This window comes from Halomonas sp. THAF5a, from assembly GCF_009363755.1.
Lineage (GTDB): Bacteria > Pseudomonadota > Gammaproteobacteria > Pseudomonadales > Halomonadaceae > Halomonas.
On sequence record NZ_CP045417.1, the window covers coordinates 732,050 to 749,340 of the forward strand.

The window sequence follows — 17,291 nt, forward strand, 5'->3', positions numbered from 1 at the left end:
CCACCACTACATACGGAGGAAGCTGCCTTTGGAAGGCGCAACCTCACAACCTAACACACCTGAATGACCGCGCAAATACACCGAACTGGCAGGATGGCGGTCTTACCCGCTATACTGTCTGGCTTATCGAGTTTTCACCGCCTCAGTACTTCAGGTGCTTCATTCTTCTTCGTCGAGATAGGGTTTCTATGGCTGGAAATGCGCAGCAGCAGTCACGTCTGAAGGAGTTGATCGCGCGCGGCAAGGAACAGGGCTTCCTGACCTATGCCGAGGTCAACGACCACCTTCCCGAGGATATCGCCGACCCGGATCAGGTGGAAGATATCATCGGCATGATCAACGACATGGGCATCAACGTCGTCGAGGAAGCCCCCGATGAAGATACCCTGATGATGTCGGACCACTCCACCGACGAGTCGGCCGCCGAAGAGGCGGTTGCCGCGCTCGCCGCGGTGGAGAGCGACGTGGGTCGGACCACCGATCCCGTGCGCATGTACATGCGCGAGATGGGCACCGTCGAGCTCCTGACCCGCGAGGGCGAGATCGAGATCGCCAAGCGGATCGAGGAGGGGACCCGCGAGGTGATGTCGGCACTGGCCTTCCTGCCCGGCGCGGTCGACTCCATCCTCGAGGCCTACGATGCCACCCAGGACGAGGAGGCGCCGGGACGTCTCTCCGACCTGTTCTCGGGGTTCATCGATCCCGATGAGGGGATTCCCGGCGTCGCGGAAGCGGAAGTGCCCGAGGAGGAGCCCCGCGACGAGGCCGAGAGCGACGGCGAGGACGACGACGAGCCCGAGGCGGAGGAAGAGAGCGTCGGCGGTCCCGATCCCGAGGAGGCTCGTGCGCGCTTCGAGCAGATTCGCGAGCAGAATGCCGCGGCCCAGGCGGCCATCGAGGCCCATGGTCGCGCCTCGAAGGCGGCCCAGGAGGAGCTCACCCGCCTGGCGCAGCTGTTCTCGCCGATCAAGCTGGTGCCCAAGCACTTCGAGCGCCTGGTCGGTCAGGTGCGCATCAGCGTCGAGCAGGTGCGCGCCCAGGAGAAGGCCATCATGCAGCTCTGCGTGAAGAAGGCCAAGGTGCCGCGCAAGACCTTCATCAAGGCCTTCCCGGGCAGCGAGTCGCGTCTCGAGTGGATCGACGAGTTTGCCGAGGCCAACCCGAAGTACGCCGCTCGCCTCGAGCCGCTGCGCGTCGACATCCAGCGCTCCCAGCGCAAGATCGCCTTCGAGGAGGAGATGATTCAGCTGGCGGTGACCGAGATCAAGGAGGTCAATCGTCGGCTCTCCATCGGCGAGGCCAAGGCGCGCCGGGCCAAGAAGGAGATGGTCGAGGCCAACCTGCGTCTGGTGATCTCCATCGCCAAGAAGTACACCAACCGCGGCCTGCAGTTCCTGGACCTGATCCAGGAGGGCAACATCGGCCTGATGAAGGCCGTCGACAAGTTCGAATACCGTCGCGGCTACAAGTTCTCGACCTATGCCACCTGGTGGATCCGCCAGGCGATCACCCGCTCGATCGCCGACCAGGCCCGCACCATCCGCATCCCGGTGCACATGATCGAGACCATCAACAAGCTGAACCGCGTGTCGCGGCAGATGCTGCAGGAGATGGGCCGCGAGCCGACCCCCGAGGAGCTCGGCGAGCGTCTCGAGATGCCCGAGGACAAGGTCCGCAAGGTGCTCAAGATCGCCAAGGAGCCGATCTCCATGGAGACGCCCATCGGCGACGATGACGACTCCCACCTGGGCGACTTCATCGAGGACGGCACGATCCTGCTGCCCATCGACTCGGCCACCGGCGAGGGGCTCATCGAGGCCACCCGCAACGTCCTCGGCGGCCTCACCGCCCGCGAGGCCAAGGTGCTGCGGATGCGTTTCGGCATCGACATGAACACCGACCACACCCTCGAGGAGGTCGGCAAGCAGTTCGACGTCACCCGCGAGCGGATTCGCCAGATCGAGGCCAAGGCGCTGCGCAAGCTGCGTCACCCGTCCCGGTCCGAGCCGCTGCGCTCCTTCCTCGACGAGTAAGCCGCTGGCGTAGGGCATCGGCCCCCGCTCACGACGACGCCCGCAGCCATCGGCTGCGGGCGTCGTCGTTTGGAGGACGTCGTCGTTGAGGAGGGAAAGAGCTGTCTCAGTCGGCCTTGAGATGGCGCCAGCGGCGCACCAGCAGCACCAGCTCGACCATGGCGATGCACAGCAGGGTATAGCCGAACAGCTCGGTGACCTCCTCGGCGGCGTCCTTGAAGGTGCGCAGGTAGGCGTCGCCGAGGATCGCCTGCCACATCTCGCTGCGCCCGAAGAGTCGGGAGTAGACGTAGGTGGTCAGGAAGCCCGCGGCGAACAGGCCGAACGAGAAGCTGTTGGCGTAGCGCGCGAACTCCCGGGCGAAGGCGTGGCGGCCGCGGATCACCACGAACAGGATGGGCAGCAGCAGCAGCGCGACCAGCGTCTGCCAGGCGCCGTCGAACACCCCGGCATCCAGCCAGGCATCCTGCTCGCGAATCAGCGAGGCCAGCGGCAGGGCGAACAGCAGCAGGGAGACGTGAGGCAGTCGCGGGCTCGTCAGGCGCACGTAGAGTGCCAGGCCGGCGCTGACGGCGAGCAGCAGCGACTGGGTGGGCTCGACGAAGCCGCGCTCGGAGAATCGCTGCCCCTCGAGGCCGACCGCCTCGAGCAGCACGCCCTGCATCAGCAGGCCGATCAGGACGATATAGAGCAGCGCGCGCAAGCAGGTGGCGCGAAAGTCGATGGGCGCGGGCAGTTCGGGGGGGAGGTGGCGTGGCATGGGCGTCTCGGGGCGAATCACATTCATTGGTGAATGTATATGATACTAGGGTCGCCCGCGGCTGCCTATCGATTCCGAGGCCTCTATTCCGTCCCGTCCGGGGCGCGGCGGGCCTCCTCGACGATCCAGTCGTGCACCGCCGCGACCCGGCGGTCGTCCAGCGCTCCCGGCGCATGGGCGATGCCGTAGCGCATGCCGGTCGGCACGCGCTCGGCGAAGGGCGCGATCAGCGCGCCGCTGCCGAGCTCGCCGCGGATCAGGGTCTGGCGGGCGATGGCCACCCCCATGCCGGCGATGGCCGCCGCCATGGTCAGGTGGTGGCGGTTGAAGGTGTAGCCCCGGCGCAGGTTGAGCGGCGGCGCCGCGATGGCCTCGAGGTAGCGCTCCCACTCGGCATGCTCGTGGCTGCCCCGCCAGGCCGTGACGTCGTGGAGCAGCGGGTACCAGGCCAGGTCCTCGGCCCGCCGCAGCGGCGGCCGGCCGCGCAGCAGGGCGGGGGCGCAGACCGGGAAGATCCGCTCCTCCATCAGCGGCGTGATGGCGAGCCCCGGGACCTGGCCGTCGTTGAGGTCCAGCGCCAGGTCGAAGTCGCCGTCGCGCAGCGAGACGCTGCTGTCCTCGGCGGTGACGTGAAGCTCGATGTCGGGGAAGCGCGCCTGCAGCCGCGGCAGGCGGGGCATCAGCCACTTGTGCAGGAAGGAGGGCACCGAGCGCAGCCGGATCACCCCGCTCATCACGCCGCTGCGCAGCCGCCGCACCTCCAGGCCCACCGCCTGGTAGGCCTCGTCGACCACCGCCGCCAGTCGTCGCCCCTCCTCGGTCAGCTCCAGCCGGCGCGGGCGACGGCGAAACAGCTTGAACCCCAGTCGCTGCTCCAGCTGCTTGATCTGCTGGCTGACGGCGCCGGTGGTCACGTGCAGCTCCTCGGCCGCGCGGGTAAACGAGAGGTGTCGGGCGCTGACGGCGAAGACCTTCAGGCCGGCATGGGTCTGAGCATTGAGGTGCGAGTTCATGGTTTAGTCATTCTATACCATAGGCCAGATATTCTCGATTGTCGGGGCGTGACTCCCCCGCCATGATGAGGCCATCTATCGGCAGGCGTCGAGTGGCTTTAGTTTCACTGTCTGATGAGCGATCAGGCGGCCGCTGGCCCTGGGGGACCGAACATCGATCCGCCGGAGCGCCTGACCGCCGGCTCAGACACGAGGCATCACCATGGCAATCAGCGTCTTCGACCTGTTCAAGATCGGCATCGGGCCGTCCAGCTCCCATACCGTCGGCCCCATGCAGGCGGCCTATGACTTCGTCCAGGCGCTCAAGCGCCAGGAGCTGACCGAGCGCGTGGCGCGCATCGAGGTGCACCTGCACGGCTCGCTCTCCGCGACCGGCAAGGGGCACGGCACCGACCGGGCCGTCATCATGGGCCTGATGGGCGAGCGCCCCCAGCTCATCGACCCGGCGATCGTCTCGCCCTGCATCGAGGAGCTGCTCGAGTCCCAGGCCCTGATGCTCGACGGCCGCCTGGCGATTCCCTTCCGCTGGACCCGCGACCTGCAGTGGCACGACGAGAGCCTGCCCTACCACCCCAACGCCATGACCCTGGTCGCCCACGGCCACGCCGAGGAGCTCTACCGCAACGTCTACTACTCGGTGGGCGGCGGCTTCGTGATCGACGAGGCGCAGGCGGCCAGCGGTGAACTGGACGCCGACACCACGGCGCTGCCCTACGACTTCAACAGCGCCGGCGAGCTGCTGGCGCTGTGCCGACTGCACGGCCTGCGCATCAGCGAGCTGATGATGGAGAACGAGAAGGCCTGGCGCAGCGAGGCCGAGGTGCGCGCCGAGCTGTGGCGGATCTGGGAGGCCATGCAGGCGTGCGTCGAGCAGGGGCTGGCCGCCGAGGGCGTGCTGCCCGGCGGGCTCGAGGTGCGTCGCCGTGCCGCCGCCCTGCATCGGCGCCTCGAGGCCATGGACGACGACCAGAGCCTGATCGCCTCGACCTTCTCGGCGATGGACTGGGTCAACGTCTTCGCCCTGGCGGTCAACGAGGAGAACGCCGCCGGCGGGCGCATGGTCACCGCGCCGACCAACGGCGCGGCGGGCATCATCCCGGCGGTGCTGCACTACTACATGAAGTTCCAGCCCGAGGCCGACGAGCGCTGCGTGGTCGACTTCCTGCTGACCGCCGCCGCGGTGGGCATCCTGTGCAAGAAGAACGCCTCCATCTCCGGCGCCGAGGTGGGCTGCCAGGGCGAGGTCGGCTCGGCCTGCGCCATGGCGGCGGCGGGGCTGACCGAGGTGCTGGGCGGCTCGCCGGGCCAGGTGGAGAATGCCGCCGAGATCGGCCTGGAGCACAACCTCGGGCTCACCTGCGACCCCGTGGGCGGGCTCGTGCAGGTACCCTGCATCGAGCGCAACGCCATCGCCTCGGTCAAGGCGATCAACGCCGCCCAGATGGCCCTGCGCGGCGACGGCGAGCACTTCATCTCGCTGGACAAGGCGATCCGCACCATGCGCGATACCGGCGCCGACATGCAGGAGAAGTACAAGGAGACCTCCAGGGGAGGGCTGGCGGTCAACGCCATCGAGTGCTGATGGCCCGCGGCTCGGTGTGAAACAGGCGCGATGTCCCTCGGGGCATCGCGCCTTTTTTGTTGGGCCGCACTTTGCCTGAACATGATTTGCAAGCTATTGATAGCGCAGGCGTCTACACCATTGGTCGAGTTCCGGCCTTCTCCTGTTGCCCCGCCGCCCCCGCTCCTCTAGCTTACGTTAACGTAAAGTGAAGAGTGTTCTCCGGGGCCGCGTGATGCGCCATCACGGACCCTCGATGCCGGCACCGCCACAACAACGACAACGGCCGACAACAACGACAACAGCATCCACGGCGGATCGCGCCAGCGATCCAGAGAGGACCCACCATGACCCAGGAGTTCATACTGGAAACTCGCGGGTTGACCAAGGAGTTTCGCGGCTTCACCGCCGTGGACGACGTCAATCTGCGGGTCCGGGAGGGGCACATCCACGCCCTGATCGGTCCCAACGGGGCCGGGAAGACCACCGTCTTCAACCTGCTGACCAAGTTCCTGCCGCCCACCCGCGGCGAGATCCTCTATCGCGGCAAGCCGATCACCAGCATGCGGGCCAACGAGATCGCCCGGCTCGGCCTGGTGCGCTCCTTCCAGATCTCGGCGGTGTTCGCCCACATGACCGCCATGGAGAACGTGCGCGTGGCGCTGCAGCGCCGCCTCGGCACCTCCTTCCACTTCTGGAAGTCCGAGAAGAGCCTCGAGCACCTCAATGAGCGCGCCGTCGCGCTGCTCGACGAGGTCGGCCTCAGGGAGTACGCCGACGTGCTCACCGTGGAGATGCCCTACGGGCGCAAGCGGGCGCTGGAGGTGGCGACCACCCTGGCGCTGGATCCCACCCTGATGCTGCTCGACGAGCCGACCCAGGGCATGGGCGCCGAGGACGTCGACCGCATCGTCGAGCTGATCCGGCGGGTCTCCAAGGGGCGTACCGTGCTGATGGTGGAGCACAACCTCAGCGTGGTCAGCCGCCTGTGCGACCGCATCACGGTGCTGGCCCGCGGCAGCGTGCTGGCCGAGGGCGACTACGACGCCGTCTCCCGCGACCCGCAGGTCCGGGAGGCCTACATGGGCAGTGATGCCGCGGCGCAAGCAGAGGAGGCCAGCGCATGAGCCAGGCGGCAACGACACTCGGCCAGACCCCGATGCGGGACGGCGCCGAGATGCTGCGCATCAGCGACCTGCACGCCTTCTACGGCGAGTCGCACATCCTGCACGGCGTCGACTTCGACGTGAAGCGCGGGGAGCTGGTGACCCTGCTGGGGCGCAACGGCGCCGGGCGCAGTACCACCCTCAAGGCGATCATGAACATGGTCGGCCATCGCACCGGGTCCATCGTCATCAATGGCACCGAGACCCTCGGCGTGAAGCCGCACCGCATCCCGCGGCTCGGCGTGGGCTACTGCCCCGAGGAGCGCGGCATCTTCTCGAGCCTCGACGTCGAGGAGAACCTGCTGCTGCCGCCCACGGTGCGCAGCGGCGGCATGGGGATCGACGAGATCTACGCCATGTTCCCCAACCTCTACGAGCGGCGCCGCAGCCAGGGCACCCGGCTCTCCGGCGGCGAGCAGCAGATGCTGGCCATGGCCCGCATCCTGCGCACCGGCGCACGGCTGCTGCTGCTCGACGAGATCACCGAGGGGCTGGCCCCGGTCATCGTCCAGGCCCTGGGCGAGGTGCTGATCAAGCTCAAGGAGCGCGGCATGACCATCGTGCTGGTGGAGCAGAACTTCCGCTTCGCCGCGCCCCTGGCCGACCGCCACTTCGTGATGGAGCACGGCCGCATCATCGAGGAGATCAGCGCCGCCGAGCTGCCCGCCCGGCGCGAGCACCTCAATACCCTGCTGGGGGTCTGACGGCCTCGCCGTCGCGTCCCCGGCCGCCAGCCGCCAGCCGCCAGAGCCACCACCCGCAACGACAACGATCCGTATCGACAACAACAACGGCCCCACCGGGCCACGGAGATGATCATGACCTTCCATCACAAGACGCTCGCCAGCAGCATCGCCCTCGCCGCCGCCACCCTGGTCACCGGCAACGCCCAGGCCCAGATGAGCGACGACGCCGTGCGCATCGGCTACCTCGCCGACATGTCCGGCACCTATCGCGACCTGGCCGGCCCCGGCGGCCTCGAGGCGCTGAAGATGGCCGTCGAGGACGTCGGCGGCGAGGTCAACGGCGTGCCCATCGAGGTGTTCAGCGCCGACGACCGCAACAGCGCCGACGTGGGCGCCAACACCGTGCGCGGCTGGGTCGACCAGGAGAACGTCGACCTGGTCGCCGGCATGGTCGCCTCCTCGGTCTCCATCGCCGTGAGCAAGGTGCTGGAGGAGGCGGGGGGACTGGCGATCATCTCCGGCTCCGCGGCCTCGAGCATCACCAACGAGCACTGCACGCCCAACCACCTCCACTGGGTCTATGACACCTACCCGCTGGCCAACGGCACCGCCAAGGCCGTCGTCGACCAGGGCGGCGAGACCTGGTTCATGCTCACCGCCGACTACGCCTTCGGCCACGCCCTGGAGGCCGATGTCAGCGCGGTGGTGGAGGCCAACGGCGGCGAGATCGTCGGCGGCGTGCGCCATCCCTTCCCGACCAGCGACTTCTCCTCCTATATCCTCCAGGCCCAGGGCTCGGGCGCCGACATCGTCGGCCTGGCCAACGCCGGCTCCGATACCGTCAACGCCATCAAGACCGCCAGCCAGTTCGGCCTGACCCAGACCGGCCAGCAGCTCGCGGGCCTGCTGATCTTCCTCAACGACGTCCACGCCATGGGCCTCGAGGCGACCCAGGGCCTGCTGCTCACCACCGGCTGGTACTGGGACATGGACGAGGCGTCCCGGGAGTGGGCCGAGCGCTACTTCGAGCGCGTGGGCCGCATGCCGACCATGGTCCAGGCCGGCGTCTACTCCAGCACCCTGCACTACCTCAACGCCGTCGAGGCCGCCGGCACCGACGAGGCCCAGGCGGTGCGTGCCCAGATGGCCGAGACCCCCGTCGAAGACTTCTTCGCCCGCAACGGCCGCATCCGCGAGGATGGCCGCATGGTCCACGACATGTACCTCGCCGAGGTGAAGTCGCCGGAGGAGTCCACCGGCGAGTGGGACCTCTACGAGATCAAGAGCACCATCCCCGCCGAGGAGGCCTACCGCCCGCTCGCCGAGAGCCAGTGCAAGCTGGTCAAGAACTGAGCGAGCCGAGGCAGGGCGGCGGCCGCGGCCGCCGCCCCCTGACGGGAGGAGCGTGACATGACGATGATATTCGGGGTGCCGTTGGCGGTGTTCATGGGCCAGCTGATGCTGGGCCTGATCAACGGTGCCTTCTATGCCCTGCTGAGCCTGGGGCTGGCGGTGATCTTCGGGCTGTTGAAGATCATCAACTTCGCCCACGGGGCGCAGTACATGCTGGGCGCCTTCGCGGCGATGCTGGGCCTTCAATACCTGGGCATCAACTACTGGGTCGCGCTGCTGCTGGTGCCGCTGGTGGTGGGGACCCTGGGCGTGGTGATCGAGCGGCTGTTCCTGCGCCGCATCGCCCACCTCGACCACCTCTACGGGCTGCTGCTCACCTACGGCCTGGCGCTGATCTTCGAGGGCACCCTGATCAACCTCTTCGGGGTCTCGGGGGCGAGCTACCCCACCCCGGAGGCCCTGCAGGGCGGCCTGAACCTCGGCTTCATGTTCCTGCCGACCTACCGCGCCTGGGTGCTGGTGGCGGCGCTGGTGGTGTGCGGCGGCACCTGGTTCATCATCGAGCGCACCCGCCTCGGGGCCTACCTGCGGGCCGGCACCGAGAACCCGGCGCTGATGCAGGCCTTCGGCGTGAACGTGCCGCAGCTGATCACCCTGACCTACGGCTTCGGCGTGGCGCTGGCCGCCTTCGCCGGGGTACTGGCGGCACCGCTCTATCCGGTCTCGCCGACCATGGGCTCGAGCCTGCTGATCGTGGTCTTCGCCGTGGTGGTGATCGGCGGCATGGGCTCCATCCTCGGCGCCATCATCACCGGGCTCGCCATGGGCCTGATCGAGGGCCTCACCAAGGTCTACTACCCCGAGGCGGCCAACACCGTGATCTTCCTGGTGATGATCCTGGTGCTGCTGCTGCGCCCCTCGGGACTCTTCGGCAAGGAGGCATGACGTGATGGCCACGACCCAACCCCTGACCCCCGCCATGCAGCGCCAGCGCAGCGCGCGGCGGCGGCGCAACCTGCTCTACCTGGTGCTGCTGGGCCTGGCCCTGCTGGCCCCGCTCGCCATCTACCCGGTGTTCCTGATGAAGGTGCTGTGCTTCGCGCTCTTCGCCTGCGCCTTCAACCTGCTGCTGGGCTATGCCGGGCTGCTCTCCTTCGGCCATGCGGCCTTCCTGGCCACCGGCGGCTACTTCACCGGCATCATGCTCTCGAGCTACCCCGGCCTGACGCCGGAGGCGGGCATCCTGATCGGCACCCTGGCCGCAGTGGTGCTGGGCACCTTCTTCGGCGTGCTGTCGATCCGCCGCCAGGGGATCTACTTCGCCATGGTGACCCTGGCGCTGGCGCAGATGGTGTTCTTCTTCTTCGTCCAGGCGCCCTTCACCGGGGGCGAGGACGGGCTGCACGGCGTGCCGCGCGGCGAGCTGTTCGGACTGATCAGCCTCTCCGACAACCTGCCGATGTACTACTTCGTGCTGGCGATCTTCGTGATCGGCTTCGCGATCATCCAGCGCACCGTGCACTCGCCCTTCGGCCAGGTGCTCAAGGCGATCCGCGAGAACGAGCCCCGGGCGGTCTCGCTGGGCTACAACGTGGACGCCTACAAGCTGGTGGCCTTCGTCATCTCCGCGGGCCTCGCGGGGCTCGCCGGCTCCACCAAGACGGTGGTCTTCCAGCTCGCCTCGCTGACCGATGCCCACTGGCACATGTCCGGCGAGGTGATCCTGATGACCCTGCTGGGCGGGGTGGGCACGCTGTTCGGCCCGGTGGTGGGCGCGGGCCTCGTGGTCAGCCTGCAGACCCAGCTGGCGCAGTCGCCGCTCGGCAACTGGGTGAGCGTGATCCTCGGCGCGATCTTCGTGATCTGCGTGCTGAGCTTTCGCAGCGGCATCGTCGGCGAGATCGACAAGCTGGTGCGCAAGAACTTCAAGTAGGCCCCGGCCATGCCGACGGCGGGCGCCCCTCGGGGCGCCCTTTTTTGGTTCATCGCACTGTGCCGCTTCTGGCGTCAGTGTCGCTGGCCTCGGTGTCGCGGGCGTCTCGGGACGCGCCCGCGAGGCCTTGCTCGCCGCGCCGTCACGGGCTCAGCGCCTCGGTAGCCGATCGGGCAGGCGCTCGACCAGGAAGTCGATGAACTGGCGGATCTTCGGCGAGCGGTGGCGATGGCGCGGGGTGACCGCCCAGACCGCGCTGTCGTCGTGACGGTAGGCGTCGAGCACGCTGATCAGCTCGCCGCTCGCCAGGTGGGGCTCCACGTAGTAGTCCGGCAGCTGGGCGAGCCCCAGGCCCTTGAGGGCGGCGTCCAGCAGCGCCGGTCCCGAGTTGCTCTCCCAGGGCCCCGTGACCCGCACCTCACGTCTCACCCCCGCCACGGCGAAGCGCCAGTGGTCCCGGGAACCGATCAGGCAGCGGTGGTGGGTGAGCTCGGAGAGGGCGTGGGGCTGGGGGCGGTGGGTGAAGTAGGCGGGCGAGCCCACCACGTACTCGCGTCGCTCGCAGAGCCGCCGGGCGACCAGCGAGGAGTCCTCGAGGGCGCCCAGGCGCACGGCGATGTCGAAGCCCTCGTCGATGATGTCCACCTGGCGGTTGGTCAGGTGCAGGCGTACCTCCAGCTGGGGGTGTCGGGCCATGAAGTCGTTGACCAGCGGCGCCAGGTAGCGCTCGCCGAAGGTGGTGGCGCAGGTCAGGCTCAGCAGGCCGATCGGGCGTTCCTGGAGGTCCTTGATCGCGGCCTCGGCCTCGTGGAAGCCCTCGACCAGGTGGCGGCAGTGCTGGTAGTAGACGCGACCGGCCTCGGTGAGGCGGATCCGCCGCGTGGTGCGGTAGAGCAGGGCGGTGCCGAGCTGGTTCTCGAGCTGGCTGACCAGCCGGCTGACGTGGGAGCTCGAGACCTTGAGCCGCTCGGCCGCGGCCTTGAAGGCGCCCAGGCGCACCACCTCGACGAAGGCCTCGACCCGATCCCAGCGCTGCATGATGCCTCCTGTCGGCGTGATTGTTGCTGTGTGACAATAATGTCCTGCGTTTGATGCAGTTTATCCCGGCAGGGCGAATTGCCTAGACTGTCGTCAGGCTCAACACACATCGAACGAGGAAGATGCCATGAAGTCTCGCGCTGCGGTCGCCCTGGAAGCCGGCAAGCCCCTGGAACTGGTCGAGATCGACGTCGAGGGCCCGAAGGCCGGCGAGGTGCTGGTCAAGATGGCCGCCACCAGCGTCTGCCACACCGACGCCTACACGCTCTCTGGCGCCGACCCGGAGGGCAACTTCCCGGCGGTGCTGGGCCACGAGGGTGCCGGCATCGTGCAGGAGGTGGGCGAGGGCGTGACCAGCCTGCGCCCCGGCGATCACGTCATCCCGCTCTATACCGCCGAGTGCGGCGAGTGCAAGTTCTGCCTCTCCGGCAAGACCAACCTGTGCGGCGCGGTGCGCGCCACCCAGGGCAAGGGCGTGATGCCTGACGGCACCTCGCGCTTCTCGCTGGACGGCAAGCCGCTGCACCACTACATGGGCTGCTCGACCTTCAGCGAGTACACCGTGCTGCCCGAGGTGTCGCTGGCGGTGGTCTCCAGGGAGGCGCCGCTCGACAAGATCTGCCTGCTCGGCTGCGGCGTGACCACCGGCATCGGCGCGGTGATGAACACCGCCAAGGTCGAACCGGGTTCGACGGTGGCCGTCTTCGGCCTGGGCGCCATCGGCCTGGCGGTGATCCAGGGCGCGCAGATGGCCAAGGCCAGCCGCATCATCGCCATCGACGTCAATCCGGAGAAGTTCGAGCTGGCGCGCCAGTTCGGCGCCACCGACTTCGTCAATCCCAAGGAGCATGGCGCCAGCATCCAGGAGGTGATCGTCGACATGACCGACGGCGGCGTCGACTACTCCTTCGAGTGCATCGGCAACGTCAACGTCATGCGCCAGGCGCTGGAGTGCTGCCACAAGGGCTGGGGCGAGTCGGTGATCATCGGCGTCGCCGGGGCCGGCGAGGAGATCTCCACGCGGCCGTTCCAGCTGGTCACCGGCCGGGTCTGGAAGGGTTCCGCCTTCGGCGGCGTCAAGGGCCGCACCGAGCTGCCGGGCTACGTCGATCGCTACATGAAGGGCGAGATCAACATCGACGACTTCATCACCCACGACATGCCCTTCGAGAAGATCAACGAGGCCTTCGACCTGCTGCACCGGGGCGAGAGCATCCGCACCGTGCTGCACTATTGACAGGCGCCCGGTGCCGCGCCGTTGATAGGCGACCGGTGCCGCGCCGTTAACAGGCGCCCGGTGCCGCGCCGTTGACCGGCGCCCGGTGCCGTGCCATTGATAGGCGCCCGCTGCCGCGCCATAGATAGGCGCCCGGTGCTGCGCCGTTGACAGGCGCCTGATGCCGCGCCCGCGTCGAGACGCGGGCGCCGCCCCATCGATCGGTGGCCGGCTCGCCCGGCCGACAAGGAGTGTGATCCCATGACCATGACCGAACATCTCGAGCTGGTCTCGGCCAACAAGAGCCACGGCGGCTGGCACAAGCGCTATCGTCACCGCTCCCGGGCGCTGGACTGCGAGATGACCTTCGCCATCTACCTGCCGCCCCAGGCGGAGACCGAGCGCGTGCCGCTGATGTGGTGGCTCTCGGGGCTGACCTGCACCGACGAGAACTTCATGCAGAAGGCCGGCGCGCACCGGGTGGCGGCCGAGCTCGGCATCGCCATCGTCTGCCCGGATACCAGCCCCCGGGGTACCAACCTGCCGGGCGAGGACGACAGCTACGACTTCGGCAGCGGCGCGGGCTTCTACGTCAACGCCACCCGGGAGCCCTGGAAGCAGCACTACCGCATGTACGACTACGTGGCCGAGGAGCTGCCCTCGGTGGTGCGCCAGCACTTCCCGGTCAATGGCCGCGAGTCGATCAGCGGCCACTCCATGGGCGGCCACGGTGCGCTGATCCTGGCGCTGCGCCGTCCCGGCCACTATCGCGCCGTGTCCGCCTTCGCCCCCGTGGTCAATCCCAGCGAGTGCCCCTGGGGGCAGAAGGCCTTCGCCGGCTACCTGGGCGAGGACCGCGGGCTCTGGACCCAGTACGACGCCTGCGAGCTGGTGGCCCGCGGGGCCTCGAGCCAGCCGCTGTTCATCGACCAGGGCGAGGCCGACGACTTCCTCGAGGAGCAGCTCTGTCCCGAGCGCCTCGAGGCCGTGTGCGCCGAGCACGACCACCCGCTGACCCTGCGTCGCCAGCCTGGCTACGACCACAGCTACTACTTCATCGCCACCTTCATCGAGGATCACCTTCGCTACCATGCCGAGCGCCTGAAGAAGCGCTGAGCCCCGAGCCCGCGTCACCCCATGATCGCCTGCCTCCCTTCGGGGAGGCAGCCTCGTTATACTGCCCGTCATTCATGACGAGGCGAGGCGCGCGATGGCCCAGCGAGGCGGACGATGAGACGGGAGTGGCAGCGGTGGGCGTGGCGGGTGCTCTGGCGCACCCTGCTCGGCTTCGTGGTGGCGTCCGTGGTGCTGGTGCTGGTGCTGCGCGTGGTGCCGGTGTTCGGCTCCATGGTGATGGTGGAGCGCAAGGTGCAGGCGTGGAGCGCCGGGGAAGCTCTCGACCTCCGCCACCAGTGGCGGCCCTGGGCGCGCCTCGCCGACTCCGCCAAGCTGGCGGTGATCGCCGCCGAGGACCAGCGCTTTCCCGAGCACCACGGCTTCGACCTCGTGCAGCTGCGCCAGGCCTGGGAAGCCAGCCGCAACGGCGGCCGCCTGCGCGGTGCCAGCACCATCAGCCAGCAGACCGCCAAGAACCTCTTCCTGTGGACCGGGCGCAGCTGGGTGCGCAAGGGGCTGGAGGCCTGGTTCACGCTGCTGATCGAGGCGCTCTGGCCCAAGCAGCGCATCCTCGAGGTCTACCTCAATATCGTCGAGTGGGACAGCGGGGTGTTCGGCCTCGAGGCCGCCGCCCGCCACTACTTCGGCATCTCCGCCGGCGAGCTGAACGCCTATCAGGCCAGCCGCCTGGCGGCCATCCTGCCCGATCCTCGCGGGCGCGACGCGGCGCGCCCCGGCCCCCTGGTGGAGCGGCGCAGCGCCTGGATCCGCCAGCAGATGCGCAATCTCGGTGGCACCCGCTTCCTCGAGCGGCTCTAGGCGCGCCGTGCGCCCCGACCCTTGACGACCAGCACCACCCCGGCAATGGCGATGGCCATGCCGACAAGCGACAGCGGCGGCAGGCGCTCGTCGAACAGCCACCACGCCTCCAGGGCGGTCACCGGGGGCACCAGGTAGAAGAGGCTCGCCACCCGCGACGCCTCTCCGCGCCGGATCAGCGCCATCAGCAGCAGGATGGCGCTGATCGACAGCACCAGCACCAGCCAGCCCAGGGTCAGCACGAAGGTCGAGGTCCACTCGATCTGGCGCGTCTCGAACAGCCACGCCCCCAGTCCCATCAGGGTGCCGGTGGCGAGGTACTGCACCACGGTGCCCCCGAGCAGCGGCATGCCGGTGCAGAAGCGCTTCTGGTAGAGGGTGCCCAGGGAGATGCCCACCAGCGCCACCATCACGCTCGCCAGGGCGCCGAGGCCGAAGCCCTGGAACAGCGCCTCGCCCGGATCGAGCTTGCCGCCCAGCACCAGGGCGATGCCCACCAGGCCCAGTACCAGCCCCAACCACTGCACGGCGCCCAGCCGCTCGTTTAGCAGCGGCCCGGCGAGGGCGGCGGTGAGCAGCGGCTGCAGCCCCACCAGCAGGGCCGTCAGGCCCGCCGGCATGCCCTGGTAGATGCCGTAGAAGACGCCCCCCAGGTAGGCGCCGTGCACCAGCAGCCCCGAGACCGCGATGTGGCCCCACAGCGTCCGTCCCCGGGGCCAGTCGGCCCGCATCACAAGGATCAGCGGCACCAGCAGCGCCAGGGTCAGCGCGCTGCGCACGAAGAGGAAGGTGAAGGGCTCGGCATGGGGCAGGCCGAACTTGGCGCCGATGAAGCCGGTGCTCCACAGCGCCACGAAGAGGAAGGGCATGGCGGCCAGTGCGGCCTGGCGGTGACGTTCCGATGTCATGAAAGATCGTCCAGGTGGTGAGAAGGCGGGTGGGAGCGAGCATCATCCCGGGCCAGCGCCCGGGATGCCAACCGTGGGGCTCGTGCTTTGGTCGTAGGCGTCGGGCCGACGGGAAATTGGTCAGACCAGAGTTTTGCCAATGCCGTCAAGGAATTGCCTCGTCTTGACCGCTGGTCTGACCAGCAAGATCGGTCGGATTGCGTTGAAACGCCGTATTGGCGACGGGCAAGCGTTTCGCTAGCTTTCGCCAGGGAAGACGTTTCCATATCAGCGTCCTCTTCTCAACACGCTTCGGGTCTCGACCCCGGGTCCACCGGGACGGTGAGGCCGGCCTGCCGGTCGATCGCCGACTGTCGGCTGGCCGGCGGACCCGGGGACGACAACAACAAGATCCGGCCATCGCCCGACAGCGGGCGGGCCACACCACTAGGAGTCCATGCCATGCAGGACGACAAGCAGCCGTCATCTTCCTCCTCCGTCGATCGCCAGGGCGCCCGGGATGCCTTCCAGCGCCCCGATCGGCGCAACTTCCTGAAGGCCGCCGCGGTCGGTTCCGCCGCCGCCGTCGCCGCGCCCTGGATCGGCAACGTCCAGGCCCAGTCCGGCATCCGTATCCGCATGCAGTCGTCCTGGCCGCCGGGCACCCCGGGCTATCGCATCTTCGAGCAGTGGGCCGCGGGTGTCGCCGAGGCCACCAGCGGCGAGGTGACCATCGAGCCCTTCCCGGCGGGCGCCGTGGCCGGGGCCTTCGAGGTCGCCGATGCCGTGCGCAACGGGGTGCTCGACGGCCAGAACTGGTTCACCGTCTACTGGCCGGGCAAGATGCCGGCCGGCGTCTTCCTCACCGCCTACCCGATGGGGCTGTCGCTGCCCCACCAGTGGGACATCATGTTCGGCGCCTATGGCGGCTTCGACCTGGCCAAGGACCTGTATCGCAAGCAGGGCCAGGAGCTGCTGGGCTATGTGCACCACGACATGAACCTGATCCACTCCAAGAAGCCGCTGCGCAGCTTCGACGACTTCCAGGGCGTGAAACTGCGCATGCCGGGCGGCATCGTCGCCGAGACCTTCGCCGCCGCCGGCGCCCGCACCACCCTGCTGCCGGGCTCCGAGGTCTATCCGGCGCTGGAGAAGGGCACCATCGACGCCGCCGACTACACCGGCGCGGCCAACAACTACGAGCTGGGCTTCTGGCAGGTCGCCGACTACATCATCATGGGCCCGCCCTCCACGCCCTGCCTGCACCAGGCCGTCGACCTCATGGATATCTCGGTCAACCGCCGCGTCTTCGAGCGCATGTCGCCGCAGACCCAGGACCTGATGCATGACCTGGTGGCCGCCTACTCCCGCGAGCACTACGCGGCGATCCAGAAGGCCAACGCCGAGGCCTGGCCGAAGTTCCGGGAGAAGGGCGTGGAGATCATCCACCTCAGCGAGGACGACGCCGATCGCTTCCGCGAGATCGCCGTGCCGCTGTGGTTCAAGTGGGCCAACAAGGACCCGGACGCCGCGCGCCTCTTCAAGGCACACCTCGACACCATGATGGACCCGGCGGTGGCGCTGATCACCCCGGAAGACATCAAGGACTACGAGCTCAACCTCTGATCCGCCCCGTTCGCCCGTGCCGGGGGTATCGTCCCCGGCACGGGCGTGAGCACGATCTTTCCCGCATCCCGTCGACTCGATGAT

15 protein-coding genes are annotated in these 17,291 nt (G+C 68.4%); 11 read left to right on the plus strand and 4 right to left on the minus strand.

Features of this window, described 5'->3' with window-relative positions; genetic code table 11:
• Positions 1–188: 188 nt before the first annotated feature.
• Positions 189–2,033 carry an RNA polymerase sigma factor RpoD gene (rpoD, locus tag FIU83_RS03370; protein WP_152482758.1) on the plus strand — a complete coding sequence of 615 codons (1,845 nt, stop codon included), beginning with the start codon at positions 189–191 and terminating at the stop codon, positions 2,031–2,033.
• Positions 2,034–2,139: 106 nt separating this feature from the next.
• Here the strand turns inward: rpoD and FIU83_RS03375 are convergent, their stop codons facing one another.
• Positions 2,140–2,793 (minus strand): hypothetical protein, encoded by a 654-nt coding sequence (locus FIU83_RS03375; protein WP_152482759.1) that lies wholly within the window; start codon positions 2,791–2,793, stop codon positions 2,140–2,142.
• Positions 2,794–2,876: 83 nt separating this feature from the next.
• Positions 2,877–3,806, minus strand: coding sequence for a LysR substrate-binding domain-containing protein (locus FIU83_RS03380; protein ID WP_152482760.1), 930 nt, complete (start codon positions 3,804–3,806; stop codon positions 2,877–2,879).
• A 202-nt stretch (positions 3,807–4,008) separates the two neighbouring features.
• On the opposite strand from FIU83_RS03380, the gene FIU83_RS03385 reads away from it, so the two are divergent.
• The 6 genes from FIU83_RS03385 to FIU83_RS03410 all read left to right on the plus strand — a co-directional run bounded on the left by FIU83_RS03385 (position 4,009) and on the right by FIU83_RS03410 (position 10,505).
• Positions 4,009–5,388 (plus strand): L-serine ammonia-lyase, encoded by a 1,380-nt coding sequence (locus FIU83_RS03385; protein WP_152482761.1) that lies wholly within the window; start codon positions 4,009–4,011, stop codon positions 5,386–5,388.
• Between the two features lie 326 nt (positions 5,389–5,714).
• The gene (locus FIU83_RS03390) at positions 5,715–6,494 is read left to right on the plus strand and encodes an ABC transporter ATP-binding protein (protein ID WP_152482762.1); all 780 of its coding nucleotides are present in this window, start codon (positions 5,715–5,717) and stop codon (positions 6,492–6,494) included.
• Positions 6,491–7,237, plus strand: coding sequence for an ABC transporter ATP-binding protein (locus tag FIU83_RS03395; RefSeq protein WP_152482763.1), 747 nt, complete (start codon positions 6,491–6,493; stop codon positions 7,235–7,237). Before FIU83_RS03390 ends, FIU83_RS03395 begins: the two co-directional genes overlap by 4 nt.
• 114 nt (positions 7,238–7,351) lie before the next feature.
• On the plus strand, positions 7,352–8,572 hold the full coding sequence (locus tag FIU83_RS03400; protein ID WP_152482764.1) for an ABC transporter substrate-binding protein: 1,221 nt from the start codon (positions 7,352–7,354) through the stop codon (positions 8,570–8,572).
• A gap of 57 nt (positions 8,573–8,629) precedes the next feature.
• Complete coding sequence (locus FIU83_RS03405; RefSeq protein WP_152482765.1) at positions 8,630–9,517, plus strand: branched-chain amino acid ABC transporter permease; 888 nt, start codon at positions 8,630–8,632, stop codon at positions 9,515–9,517.
• A 4-nt stretch (positions 9,518–9,521) separates the two neighbouring features.
• The gene (locus FIU83_RS03410) at positions 9,522–10,505 is read left to right on the plus strand and encodes a branched-chain amino acid ABC transporter permease (protein WP_152482766.1); all 984 of its coding nucleotides are present in this window, start codon (positions 9,522–9,524) and stop codon (positions 10,503–10,505) included.
• Between the two features lie 150 nt (positions 10,506–10,655).
• On the opposite strand, the gene FIU83_RS03415 is transcribed toward FIU83_RS03410, so the two are convergent.
• A complete protein-coding gene (locus tag FIU83_RS03415; RefSeq protein ID WP_152482767.1) occupies positions 10,656–11,543 on the minus strand; it encodes a LysR family transcriptional regulator in 888 nt (295 codons plus the stop codon).
• A gap of 127 nt (positions 11,544–11,670) precedes the next feature.
• Between FIU83_RS03415 and FIU83_RS03420 the strand changes: the two genes are divergently transcribed.
• The 3 genes from FIU83_RS03420 (at position 11,671) to mtgA (ending at position 14,694) form a co-directional block, all read left to right on the plus strand.
• Positions 11,671–12,780: an S-(hydroxymethyl)glutathione dehydrogenase/class III alcohol dehydrogenase gene (locus tag FIU83_RS03420; protein ID WP_152482768.1), complete on the plus strand. Its 1,110-nt coding sequence runs from the start codon at positions 11,671–11,673 to the stop codon at positions 12,778–12,780.
• Between the two features lie 240 nt (positions 12,781–13,020).
• Positions 13,021–13,875 carry an S-formylglutathione hydrolase gene (gene fghA, locus FIU83_RS03425; RefSeq protein ID WP_152482769.1) on the plus strand — a complete coding sequence of 285 codons (855 nt, stop codon included), beginning with the start codon at positions 13,021–13,023 and terminating at the stop codon, positions 13,873–13,875.
• Between the two features lie 114 nt (positions 13,876–13,989).
• Positions 13,990–14,694 (plus strand): monofunctional biosynthetic peptidoglycan transglycosylase, encoded by a 705-nt coding sequence (mtgA, locus tag FIU83_RS03430; protein ID WP_152482770.1) that lies wholly within the window; start codon positions 13,990–13,992, stop codon positions 14,692–14,694.
• Here mtgA and FIU83_RS03435 read toward each other — a convergent pair.
• Positions 14,691–15,602, minus strand: a complete 912-nt coding sequence (locus FIU83_RS03435; RefSeq protein WP_152482771.1) for a DMT family transporter — start codon at positions 15,600–15,602, stop codon at positions 14,691–14,693. The genes mtgA and FIU83_RS03435 overlap by 4 nt on opposite strands.
• 441 nt (positions 15,603–16,043) lie before the next feature.
• Between FIU83_RS03435 and dctP the strand changes: the two genes are divergently transcribed.
• Positions 16,044–17,207, plus strand: a complete 1,164-nt coding sequence (gene dctP / locus FIU83_RS03440; RefSeq protein WP_152482772.1) for a TRAP transporter substrate-binding protein DctP — start codon at positions 16,044–16,046, stop codon at positions 17,205–17,207.
• Positions 17,208–17,291: the final 84 nt, after the last annotated feature.